Annotated in this window: 9 protein-coding genes; 1 reads left to right on the forward strand and 8 read right to left on the reverse strand. The window is 67.2% G+C overall.

The features are described 5' to 3' along the window. Positions 1 to 255: 255 nt before the first annotated feature. From FM113_RS08950 to FM113_RS08985, 8 genes are all read right to left on the reverse strand, one after another. On the reverse strand, positions 256 to 2,079 hold the full coding sequence (locus tag FM113_RS08950) for an alkaline phosphatase family protein (protein ID WP_087013778.1): 1,824 nt from the start codon (positions 2,077 to 2,079) through the stop codon (positions 256 to 258). Between the two features lie 810 nt (positions 2,080 to 2,889). Next, complete coding sequence (locus tag FM113_RS08955; protein WP_087013780.1) at positions 2,890 to 3,072, reverse strand: hypothetical protein; 183 nt, start codon at positions 3,070 to 3,072, stop codon at positions 2,890 to 2,892. A 43-nt stretch (positions 3,073 to 3,115) separates the two neighbouring features. Next, on the reverse strand, positions 3,116 to 3,805 hold the full coding sequence (locus FM113_RS08960; protein ID WP_087013783.1) for a DsbA family oxidoreductase: 690 nt from the start codon (positions 3,803 to 3,805) through the stop codon (positions 3,116 to 3,118). Positions 3,806 to 3,937: 132 nt separating this feature from the next. After that, positions 3,938 to 4,873, reverse strand: coding sequence for a 4-(cytidine 5'-diphospho)-2-C-methyl-D-erythritol kinase (locus tag FM113_RS08965; RefSeq protein WP_087013784.1), 936 nt, complete (start codon positions 4,871 to 4,873; stop codon positions 3,938 to 3,940). A gap of 70 nt (positions 4,874 to 4,943) precedes the next feature. Next, on the reverse strand, positions 4,944 to 5,846 hold the full coding sequence (gene rsmA, locus FM113_RS08970) for a 16S rRNA (adenine(1518)-N(6)/adenine(1519)-N(6))-dimethyltransferase RsmA (protein WP_087013786.1): 903 nt from the start codon (positions 5,844 to 5,846) through the stop codon (positions 4,944 to 4,946). After that, positions 5,843 to 6,688 carry a TatD family hydrolase gene (locus FM113_RS08975; RefSeq protein WP_087013789.1) on the reverse strand — a complete coding sequence of 282 codons (846 nt, stop codon included), beginning with the start codon at positions 6,686 to 6,688 and terminating at the stop codon, positions 5,843 to 5,845. Before FM113_RS08975 ends, rsmA begins: the two co-directional genes overlap by 4 nt. A 62-nt stretch (positions 6,689 to 6,750) precedes the next feature. After that, positions 6,751 to 8,361, reverse strand: a complete 1,611-nt coding sequence (metG, locus tag FM113_RS08980; RefSeq protein WP_087013792.1) for a methionine--tRNA ligase — start codon at positions 8,359 to 8,361, stop codon at positions 6,751 to 6,753. A 41-nt stretch (positions 8,362 to 8,402) separates the two neighbouring features. Next, the gene (locus FM113_RS08985) at positions 8,403 to 8,900 is read right to left on the reverse strand and encodes an OsmC family protein (RefSeq protein ID WP_087013795.1); all 498 of its coding nucleotides are present in this window, start codon (positions 8,898 to 8,900) and stop codon (positions 8,403 to 8,405) included. Between the two features lie 73 nt (positions 8,901 to 8,973). On the opposite strand from FM113_RS08985, the gene FM113_RS08990 reads away from it, so the two are divergent. Further along, complete coding sequence (locus FM113_RS08990; protein ID WP_087013799.1) at positions 8,974 to 10,368, forward strand: aminotransferase class III-fold pyridoxal phosphate-dependent enzyme; 1,395 nt, start codon at positions 8,974 to 8,976, stop codon at positions 10,366 to 10,368. The last annotated feature ends 337 nt before the right edge of the window (positions 10,369 to 10,705 follow it).

A 10,705-nucleotide genomic window follows, 5' to 3' on the forward strand; every position in this document is an offset into this window, starting at 1 on the left:
GCCCCTCCGCTGCCTTTGCCCTTGCCCTTGCCCTTGCCCTGCTCCCTTCCACCAGCCCCGGACCCCGCCGACAACGCACTCTCGCACCTTCGCGGCGAGAATCAGGTGCGAAATTGGGGTCTCGACGGGGTTCGCGGGGTGCGGCACCCGATGAGGAGGGGGTGTGCCGAGATTGCCCTGCGCGTGGCCATTTGCACGCGTAGACGGCGTTCGCGGTGCCGCGGTGGGGCCGCGGCCGCGTGCGGGAATCCGCGCCTACACCCCGAAGAGTCCCTTCCCGTGTTTCGTGAGGATTGCGTAGGCATCGCTGAATGTGCGGGGCGGGTGCGCGCGCTCTTCCGCGGTCCCAAATTGCTGGAGCAGCAGCCCAAGCAGGCCCCGCGCGGGCGGGCTGAGCGGCCGATCCGCCTCCAGCTCCGCGGGGTGCGCCTCGGGATTCGGCGGCACGTAGGCGGGCGAGGTCTGCGGCCAGTCGCTCGCGTGGCGCGGGACCGGCCGGTTGAACGCTCCCGCCAGCGTGCGCGCGCCGTCGTCGCGCCGAGTCAGCGGCTCAATCCCGAACCGCTCACTCAGTGATGCGGCGAGTGCACCGTGGTGCATCGGCTCGGAGAACACGCTGCCGCGGGCCGTATGGGCGGAGACAACAACCGCGGGGACTCGGCACCCGAGCCGATCGAACGTGAAACCCATCTCTCCCGCGCCGCTATCATCCGGCGGGGTCGCCGCGGGTGGGGGCACGTGGTCGTAGGTGCCGCCGTGCTCGTCAAAGGTGATGAGCAGTGTGGTGTTGAGATAGTTCGAGCCGCGTTCCGAGGTCGAGTTCCGGATCGCCGTATACACCTCGTGGATGAGCGCGTCTCCGGCGCGAACATCCGAGATCGCGCCGTTCACGACCTCGTGCCCGTCGATTTCGCCGCCGCGCGGGCGCCCCACAGGCGGGTGGAAGTCGTTGTGGTTGAACACCATGCGCGGCTCGATAAACGCATACTCGGGGAGGTCCCCGTTCGCCGCGTCTTCATGGAACTGCGCCATCGTGGCGAAGCGCTCCGTCTTCCAGTATTTCCGGAGCACGGGGGCGTGGAGTACGCCGGTGAACGACACGAGCTGAAGTTCGTCGAAGTAGATCCGCCACGAGTGCCCCGCTTCTTCGAGCCGGGTGAACACAGTCGGCGTCGGGGCCGCGCGCAACCACTTTTCGTAGCCGCCACCGAGCATGTTCGTGACGAAGCCGTGCGAGGTTGAGGCGTGAAAGAAGCTCCGATTGCAAAATGTCTGACTCGGCACCGCACAAAACCAGTGGTCGTAGACGCCGAACTCACGCGCCAGGGTGGACAGCACCGGGAGCATCTCCGGGGAGAACCCGCCCATGATCTGATCCCGCTCTGTAGCGGTGGGCACCTCACCCGTGCGGTGTCGGAAGTCGGTCTCGTAGTCGAGCACAAAGCCTGACATGTCGGGCTTCGTGCCCGCGGGCGGTGCGTGGAATGGGGCGGTGAGATCCGCGAGGTCCTTGTCCCTGTTGTGCGCGTCAATACGACCGAAGAGCTGGGTATTGACGTGCGGGTATTCCTCACCGGGATCCGGATCGGGGCTTCCCATGATCGTGTCGGTGGGGCCCGTGTAGATGTGGGCGGGCACACGCGTGCCGTCCAGCGCGGTGTTCGCGTGGTCTCCGAACGCGAGCCCCGCGAACTTCTGCCCACCGCTCGGCGGCACCTCCGGGGTGTACACATGCCCGAGGAGGTTGTCGAAGGAGCGGTTCTCCCCCATCACGACGACAAGGTGGTCGAAGCCGGGGGTTGCCCGGGGGCGCGGCACGGAGAATGCTTCGGGTTGGTACGGAGCGCCCGGATCGGGACTGTGCAGCGCCGCGGTGACACCGGCCCCCGCCACCCCGCCGGCGGCGAGTCCCGCAGCGATCAGGCCGCCGGTCTTGAGGAACCCGCGGCGGCTGGTACCCGTGGACTGTGTGCCCGGGGCAGCGTTGCCCGCGCTGCTGGAATCACCGGTGTGGCCCGACCTTTCGGACGCCTTGTCTGCCTGGTGCTGCCGTGCCGATTCATCCGCGTTCGCGGCCATGAGTCCCCCATCATCGTTGACTGGAACTATTCTTGCGCGCTCAGCCCGTTTCGGGACCCCGCAGCGACGAGTGTTCGCTTCTGTGCCCGGGCTGTGTTGGGCTGTCCAGCTCAGCGCCCCGCGCCTACGCAATTCCCTCGAGAACCTGAAGTGGCACCACCTCTCTCGCCGAAAGGTACGCAAGTGAGATCTCAGTGCGCGTCGACGGGGTCAATGCCGGGCGACCAAGCGGAACCTCGGGGCTGAGAGTGCGTGGCTAGCGCGGCGCCCAGGGGCCAGGGGAAGCAATCTCCCCCGCGCTCACAAGAAGGCACCATACAGCCGGCCTTCCCATCACCAGGGGTCACACACGCACCGCACCCGTCGAGAGCGCAATTTCGCACCCTGGCTGTGGGCGAGAGGTGCACAATTGCGGTCTCGGCGCACCGGGCGGAACCTGGGGCACTGTCCCCAAGGAGATCACTGGCGCCCCGGGTCTCGCGTAAGAGAACACCCCCTCGCGAGTCCTCAATTTGGCCCCAAGAGTCCTGCCCAGAGGTACACAATTGCGTGCTCAGCGCACTCGGCGAAGTACCCGCGATCACCTGCCCGGATCACAGACAGGGGCTGCTTGCAGCACCTCGCCCGCTCATCGGACAGAGCCCTCGCGAGAACTCAATCTGACACCAAGAGTCCGGCCCGCGACGTGCGTAATTGCGGTCTCGGCGGGATGAGGTGCCTGCGAGATGAGGTGCCTGCGAGGTGAGGTGCCTGCGAGGTGAGGTGCCTGCGAGGTGAGGTGCCTGCGGGGTGAGGGTGCCTGGGGTGTGGCTAGGCGCAGCAGGAGCCGCCGCAGCACGAGCCGCCAGCGGGGGTGTTGCCCAGAAGGTTCAGGATTTCGCGGGTCTCCGCGTCCGCGAAGCTCGCGGCACCGTCGAGGCCCGCAACCGGATCAGTTTCGGCGTGCGGTGCGGCCTGGTCTGCCGCTGCCGGGGTCTTGGTGGTCTCGCTCATGGGGTGTCCTTTCGACGGGAAAACGGGGAGGGAAACAGGAACGCTACTGCGTCGCTGCTTCGGCCGCAGCGGCGGCCTGCTTCAGCTCGAGTACCTGCTCGAACACGCCGGTGAATGCCTCGGCAGTCTGCGCGCCAGACACCCCGTACTGCTGCTCGAGCAGGAAGAACGGCACTCCGGAGATGCCGAGCATCTTCGCGCGGGTGATGTCGTGCTGTACAGCCTCCCCCAGCTCCTCGCTGTCGAGGGCGGCACGCACGGCGGCCGGATCAAGCCCAACCTCAGCCCCGAGCCGCGCAAGCGCCTCCGGGTCGGACATGTCCTCGCCCTCAGCGAAGTATGCCCGGAACAGGCGCTCCTGCACTTCGGGCTGCACCCCCTCGGCCTTGGCAAGGTGCAGCACCCTGTGCGCGCGCTGCGTGTTCGCGTGACGCACGCGGGCGAAATCGAAGGTGATCCCCTCGGACGCCGCAAGCTCGGTCATCTGGCCCAGCATCTGCTCGACCTGCGCGGCGGGCATGCCCTTGTGCTTCACGAGGAAGTCGACCTCGCTGCCGGCGAAGTCCAAGGGCGTATCCGGGGCGAGTTCGTAGCTGTGGCTCTCGACCTCAAAGGTAACGTCCGGGTGCTGCGCGGCGAACGCGGCGATGCCCGCTTCAAAGCGGTGCTTGCCGATGTAGCACCAGGGGCAGGCGATGTCGGACCAGATATCTACGCGGATCGTTTCACTCACGCACAGTGCAACCAGTCATGCCCGTGGCCTATTCCCTGAGAAACCCGAAACCTTGCGCAGTGAACTGCGCGCGTTCGCGGCGCCAGATCAGTGAAAGCTGGATCAGTAAAAGCCGGATCAGTGAAAGCTGAATCAGTGCGCGTCGAGTACCCGCGCCCCGGGCACCGGCCCGGTCGCGATCAGCGCGCGAATATCACGTCGCCCCAGCACACTGCGCAGCTCGGCGGCAGCCTGCGGGCTCTCAACGAGGAAGGCGATTGTGGGGCCGGATCCGGACACGATCCCGGCAAGCGCGCCCCGCGATTCGCCAAGCTCAAGCAGTTCCGTGAGCTCAGGGGCGAGCTTCAGCGCCGCGACCTGCAGATCGTTGTGCATGGCCTCAGCGAGCGAGTCGGCGTCTCCGATCCGCACCGCCTGAAGTACCGCGGTATCCACCTTCACTAGGTCGGGCTGGGGCCCCAGGTCCCCCGCGTACACGTCGCGGTGCGTGTCGAGGGTGCCATAGACGAGCGGTGTGCTCAGGCCCAGATCTGACAGCGCAAGCACCCAGTGGAACGCACCCTTCGCGAGGGCGGGGCTCAATTCGTCGCCGCGGCCCGTGCCGACGGCGGTGCCACCTTCGAGAGCGAACGGCACGTCTGCGCCGAGTTCTGCTGCGAGCGGGAGCAAGCCGGAGCGGCCGAGGCCCGTGCCCCAGAGTTCGTCACAGGCAACGAGGGTCGCCGCGGCATCTGCTGAGCCGCCGCCCATGCCGCCCGCAATCGGGACGCGCTTCAAGATCGTGAGCGCGACGCCGCCCGCGTAGCCTGTGTGCTCGGCAAGCATCTTCGCCGCCGCGATTGCGAGATTCGTGTCATCGGTCGCGAGACCGCTGCAGTCGATCGGGCCGGTGAACTGCACGGAAAAACCGTCCGCGGGGGTCGCTGTGACCTCCTCGAACACCGACACCGCCTGATAGAGCGAGGCAACGTCGTGATAACCGTCGTCCTGCAGCGCACCGACGCGGAAGAACACGTTAATCTTCCCCGGTGCTCGCACGGTAACCGTGCGCTTCGGAGTGGGGCTCATAAGTACCACACTAGTGGTCCCCGAGGGCCCCGAAATCCCGCACGTTCACACGGCGTCATTCGCTCGCGCATTACCGGGCGCGCGTGATGGCCAGGTAGTCCTCGATGCTGAGCTGTTCAGCACGCAGTGTCGGATCGATGCCCGCTGCCGCCAACACTGTTACTACAGCCTCGAGCGGGCCGAGCACTGGCTGCAGTGACTGCCGCAGCATCTTGCGCCGCTGAGCGAACGCCGCGTTCACAAGCGCAAACGTGAGATCGCGCTCCTCAAGGGTGCCGCGCGGCGCGGCCAGGCGCTCGTATCCCACGAGCACCGAGTCGACTCCGGGCACCGGCCAGAAGATGCGACGGCTCACGGTTCCCGCGATCCGCCACGGCCCGTACCAGGCCGCCTTCGCGCTCGGTGCACCGTACTCCTTGCTGCCTGGCTGTGCTGCGATACGGTAGCCGACCTCGGCCTGCACCATCACGAGTCCGCCGCGAAGCTCAGGGATCAGATCGAGCAGCTCCATGAGGATCGGCACCGAGACGTTGTAGGGCAGGTTCGCCACGAGGAGCTGAGGTCGGCTCGGGAGTTCCGCGAGCATGTCCGCGGTGAGCTCGAGCGCGTCACTCCGGATCACACGGAACCGTTCTGCGGCATCGGGCTGCATTGTGGCGATGGTGGCGGGAAGTTCGGCAGCGAGACGATGATCGATTTCGACTGCGGTCACCTCCGCGCCGGTCTCCGTGATCCCGAGCGTCAGCGAGCCGAGCCCAGGCCCGACCTCAATGACGTGATCCGTTTCCTGCACACCAGCGAGACGCACGATCTTGCGCACAGTGTTCGGGTCAATCACGAAGTTCTGGCCAAGTTTCTTCGTCGGCGAGACGCCGAGGCGGTCCGCAAGCTCACGCACCTCGGCGGGGCCGAGGAGCGCCGGGCCTGATCCCGCGCTGCCGGATTCGGGATCCGCAACCGGTGTTTCGCTCACGCGGCAGCCTCCTCGGGGTCCCAGGAACCGTATACGCGCTCCGTGTTGGCGGCGAGCTGCGCGCACAGCTCGTCGAGGGGCATGTTCAACGTCTCGGCCATGCGGCGCACGGTGTGCGGCAGCAGGTACGGTGCGTTGGGCCGACCGCGGAACGGTTCGGGGGTGAGGAAGGGTGCATCGGTTTCCGCGAGGATCAGCTCGGGCTTCGCGACCGCGAGTGCTTCGCGGAGGGCGGGCGCGTTCTTGAACGTCATGGTGCCGGCGAAGGACATGAACCAGCCACGGTCGTTGCAGATCCGCGCGAGCTTCGCGTCGCCGGAAAAGCAGTGGAACACGGTTTTCTCGGGTGCGCCCACGCGGAGCAGGGTTGCCACGACCTCGTCGTGCGCGTCGCGGTCGTGGATCTGCATCGCGATACCGTTGGCCTTCGCGATATCGATGTGTGTCTCGAACGCCTCGATCTGCGCTTCACGCCCGTCTTCGCCGGTGCGGAAGAAGTCGAGCCCGGTCTCCCCCACCGCGCGCACGCGCGGTTCGGCCGCGAGGCGCGAAATCTCGGAGAGGTGCGCGCTCAGTTCCCCGCGCGCGAACAGTTTCGGCGCTTCGTTGGGGTGCAGCGCGACGGCGGCAAGCACGCGCGGGTCGCTCGCGGCGAGCTGCGCACTCCAGCGACTCGTTTCCAAGTCTGTGCCGACCTGAACGACGCCGCGTACGCCGGCGGCCTCGGCACGATCCAACGATTCGAGCGGTTCGAGCTGATCGATCCCGTCCTCGAACTCGAGGTGCGTGTGGTTGTCGTAGAGCGGAATCGGAAGCGCCTCAGGCACCTCTGGCCGGGTCATGTCCCGTCCGGGGGCACCGATGCGCTTGCGCAACCCCGGCTCGGGTGCGGGGGGAGAACTTGTCACTGTGCTGCACCACCGGTTGTCGGGAGTTCGCTCTCGATGCGCGGGAAGAGGACGGCGAGCGCGTGCTGCTCAGCACCGGCGGGCAGCACACCCCAGGTGCCAGCCTCGCGGATCGGGCGGGCGCTGAGTTCGCCCAGCGTCGCTTCGGCACCCAGCGCCGACCACAGCTTCGCGGTCGCCTCGGGCAATACCGGGGCGAGCAGCTCCGCGAGCACACGAAGCCCCTCGGAGGTTGTGTACAGCACCGTGCTGAGGCGCTCACGCTGCGCCGGATCCTTCGCAAGCGCCCAGGGCTCCTGCTCCGTGATGTAGCCGTTCAGCGCGTCAACAAGCTCCCACACGGCGGCGATCGCCTCGTGGATGGCGTATGCCTCGATCTTGGCGTCGGCGCGCGCGGCGACGCTCGCGGCGAGCTCGCGGATCGCAGCATCGGCGGGAGTCTCCTCCCCTGCCTCGGGCACGCGCGCATCGAAGTACTTTGCGTTCATCGCGAGTACTCGGCTGGCGAGGTTCCCGAAGCCATTCGCGAGCTCTGCGTGGTAGCGGGCCGAGAGGTCTTCCCAGCTGAAGGAGCCGTCGTGCCCGAAGGACACGGCGCGCATGAAGTAGTAGCGGAAGGCGTCAGCACCGAATGTGTCGGTGATCTCGTTCGGGGCGATGCCCGTGAGCTTCGACTTCGACATCTTCTCGCCGCCCACCAGCAGCCACCCGTGCGCAAACACGGTCGTGGGGACCTCAAGCCCAGCCGCCATCAGCATTGCGGGCCAGATCACGGCGTGGAAGCGCAGAATGTCCTTGCCGACGATCTGCGCGGCCGGCCAGTGCTGCAGCTGCGCCGCAGGGTTCTCGGCATCCGCACCGTAGCCGCGCGCGGTGATGTAGTTGAGCAGCGCATCAAACCACACGTACGTGACGTGGGAGGAGTCCCACGGAATCGGGATCCCCCAGTCAAAGGAGGTGCGCGAGATCGAGAGGTCTTCGAGCCCCTGCTGCACAAACGCGATGACCTCGTTGCGCGCGCTCGCAGGCTGCACAAAGTCGGGGCGCTCCTCGTAGAGCGCCAGCAGGCGGTCCTGGAACGCGCTCATCTTGAAGAAATAGTTCTTCTCCTGCAGCAGTTCGAGCGGCTTCGAGTGGATCGCGCAGACCTTTTCACCCTCGAATGCCCCGACCCCGTCAACGATCTCGCTCTTCGGCTTGAATTCCTCACAGCCCACGCAGTACAGCGCTTCGAACTCGCCCGCGTACACGTGGCCGTCGTCGTAGAGCTTCTGCAGGAACGTCGCGACTCCCGCCTCGTGGCGCGCATCCGTGGTGCGGATGAAGTCGTCGTTCGAGATGTTGATTGTGTCGAGCAGCGGCTTCCACGCCGACTCGACGAGGCGATCCGCCCATTCCTTCGGCGCGACGCCGTTCGCTGTCGCGGTGCGCAGGATTTTCTGCCCGTGCTCGTCGGTCCCCGTGAGGAAGTATGTCTCGTCACCCGCCTGGCGGTGCCACCGGGCGAGCACATCCGCGGCAACCTCCGTGTACGCGTGCCCGATGTGCGGGGCGTCGTTCACATAGAAGATGGGCGTGGAGAGCGAAAACGAGGAGGTCTGGGCCATACCCTCCAGTCTATTCGGTCCCGCGGGGCCGCGGGTCCGTGTTACATCAGTGCCGGATCATCCTCACTCACGGACGCAACGACGATCTCGGGTTCGTGGTGCACCGGGAAGTTCACCGAGTTCGCGATGAAGCACGCCTCGCGCGCGGCAACGTGCGCCTGCCGTGCCGCGTCAACCATGCTCGCGTCAGCGACCGTGACCCGCGGGCGCAGCACGACCTCTGTGAAAGCACCGCCGACCCCCTGCTGCTGCATCGTCCCGCGTGCGGCGTCCGTGTACGCCATCACCACGACCCCCGCGCGCACGGCCATGTGGAGGTAGGAGAGCATATGGCACTGGGCGAGCGCCGCCACAAGCAGCTCCTCTGGGTTCCAGCGCTCCCTGTTGCCGTGGAATGTCGGGTCGGCCGACCCCTCGAGCGGGGACTTGTGGTCCGCGTGAATCAGGAGTTCTCGGCCGTACTCGCGGTAGCCGCTCGTGCCCGTTCCGCGGTTGCCCGACCACTCGATGTCGATGCGGTACTCGTGGAGATCCTTCATGGCTCCAGCGTAAACCCGGTGGCTCCGTCCGGGCCAGCCCCCGGGTGCGGTGCGCGCGACTAGGATCGGTCTCATGACCGAATCGAACGTGAGCACTATTTCGTCCCCCGTCAGTGCAGACGAGGCCGCGCCGGAGACCACCGTTCCCCAGCAGCGCCGCGTCGTGACCGCCATCCCCGGGCCCCGGTCCCAGGCGATCCACGCCCGACGCCAGGCCGTGGTGCCACCGGGGGTACACAGCGTGCTCCCCGCCTACATTGAGCGCGCGCACGACTCGATCGTGGTCGATGTCGACGGGAACCACATCGTCGATATGTGCGGCGGAATCGGAGTGATGACCGTCGGCCACACCGACGATGCCGTTGTCGCGGCGGCCACCGCGCAGCTCCAGAAGGTTACCCACACCCTCTTCACAATGACCCCGTACGAGCCGTACGTGCAGGTCGCCGAGCACCTCGCGAAGCACGTGCCCGGCTCGACCGCTGAGGTGCCGTACAAGACGTTGCTCATGAACTCGGGGGCCGAGGCCGTCGAGAACGGCGTCAAGATCGCACGCAAGTTCACGGGCCGCCCCGGTGTCGCAGTGCTGGAGCACGCGTACCACGGCCGCACAATGCTTACCGCGAGCATGAACCACAAGGCTGCGCCGTACGCGCTCGGCTATGGTCCCCGTGCCAGCGACATCTACAAGGCTCCGAACTCATACCCGTTGCAGGACGGGCTGAGCGGTGCCGAGGCTGCGGCCCGGACAATCGCCTACCTGGAAAAGTGCGCGGGCGCGTCGGACCTTGCCTGCCTGGTGGTGGAGCCGATCCAGGGTGAGGGCGGCTTCATCGTCCCCGCCGAGGGCTACCTCCCGGCGCTCGCCGAATGGTGCCGCGAGAACGGCATCGTGTTCATTGCGGACGAGGTGCAGGCCGGCATGGCGCGCACCGGCACCGTGTTCTCGATCGAGCAGTTCGGCGTGCAGCCCGACATCGTGCTCTCCGCGAAGGGCATTGCGGGCGGCCTCCCCCTCGCGGGAATCACCGGCCGCGCCGAGATCATGGACCAGTCGCAGCCCGGCGGGCTCGGCGGCACCTTTGGCGGCAACCCGGTCTCCTGCGCGGCGGCCGTCGCCGTATTCGAGCAGATCGAGGCGCAGGATCTCCTCGCTGAGGCGCAGCGTATCGAGCGCGTATTCGGCGCGGGCCTCACGCGTCTCGCCGAGAAGTACCCGGTCATCGCCGAAGTCCGGGGGAAGGGGGCCATGCTCGCGATCGAGGTTGTGCAGCCCGGCACCACGGCCCCGAACGCTGAGGTCGTGGCGAAGGTGATCGATTTCGCCGCGCAGGAGGGCGTGCTGCTGCTCAGCTCGGGCGTGCACAACCAGGCGATCCGGTTCCTGCCCTCGCTGAAGATGACGGACGAACTCCTCGAGGATGTGCTGAGCGTGCTCGACGCGGCCTTCGCCGCTGCCACCGCGTAGCCCCTTCGCGCTCTGCGACAAGCGCCCGCCGGTCACCCCGTGTGCCCGGCGGGCGTTCGTGTCTCGGCCCGCGTCCTGCGCACTCCGCCCCGCCTCCCGCCCCATGCTCTCCACGCACTCCACGCACTCCACGCACTCCACAGACATCGATGGATGAGCCAGCCCGAGCGCCCCCCAACACGCCCCCGCTTCCCTATCGCCCGCTGTACACATCCATGGGTGGATTTCTGGGGCTTGCTCGCCGTGAAGCCCCGGAAACTCACCCATGGATCGTGGGATCATGCGTGCGGGGGGGGGGCGGGGCGGAGTGCGCAGGACGCGGGCCGAGACACGAACG

Source organism: Leucobacter sp. 7(1), from assembly GCF_900163635.1.
Taxonomy (GTDB): domain Bacteria; phylum Actinomycetota; class Actinomycetes; order Actinomycetales; family Microbacteriaceae; genus Leucobacter.

Coding starts and splice junctions, on each gene's coding strand:
- FM113_RS08950 (WP_087013778.1), bottom strand. CDS start 2,079: ATGGCCGCGAACGCGGATGAATCGGCACGGCAGCACCAGGCAGACAAG.
- FM113_RS08955 (WP_087013780.1), bottom strand. CDS start 3,072: ATGAGCGAGACCACCAAGACCCCGGCAGCGGCAGACCAGGCCGCACCG.
- FM113_RS08965 (WP_087013784.1), bottom strand. CDS start 4,873: ATGAGCCCCACTCCGAAGCGCACGGTTACCGTGCGAGCACCGGGGAAG.
- FM113_RS08975 (WP_087013789.1), bottom strand. CDS start 6,688: ATGACCCGGCCAGAGGTGCCTGAGGCGCTTCCGATTCCGCTCTACGAC.
- metG (WP_087013792.1), bottom strand. CDS start 8,361: ATGGCCCAGACCTCCTCGTTTTCGCTCTCCACGCCCATCTTCTATGTG.
- FM113_RS08985 (WP_087013795.1), bottom strand. CDS start 8,900: ATGAAGGATCTCCACGAGTACCGCATCGACATCGAGTGGTCGGGCAAC.
- FM113_RS08990 (WP_087013799.1), top strand. CDS start 8,974: ATGACCGAATCGAACGTGAGCACTATTTCGTCCCCCGTCAGTGCAGAC.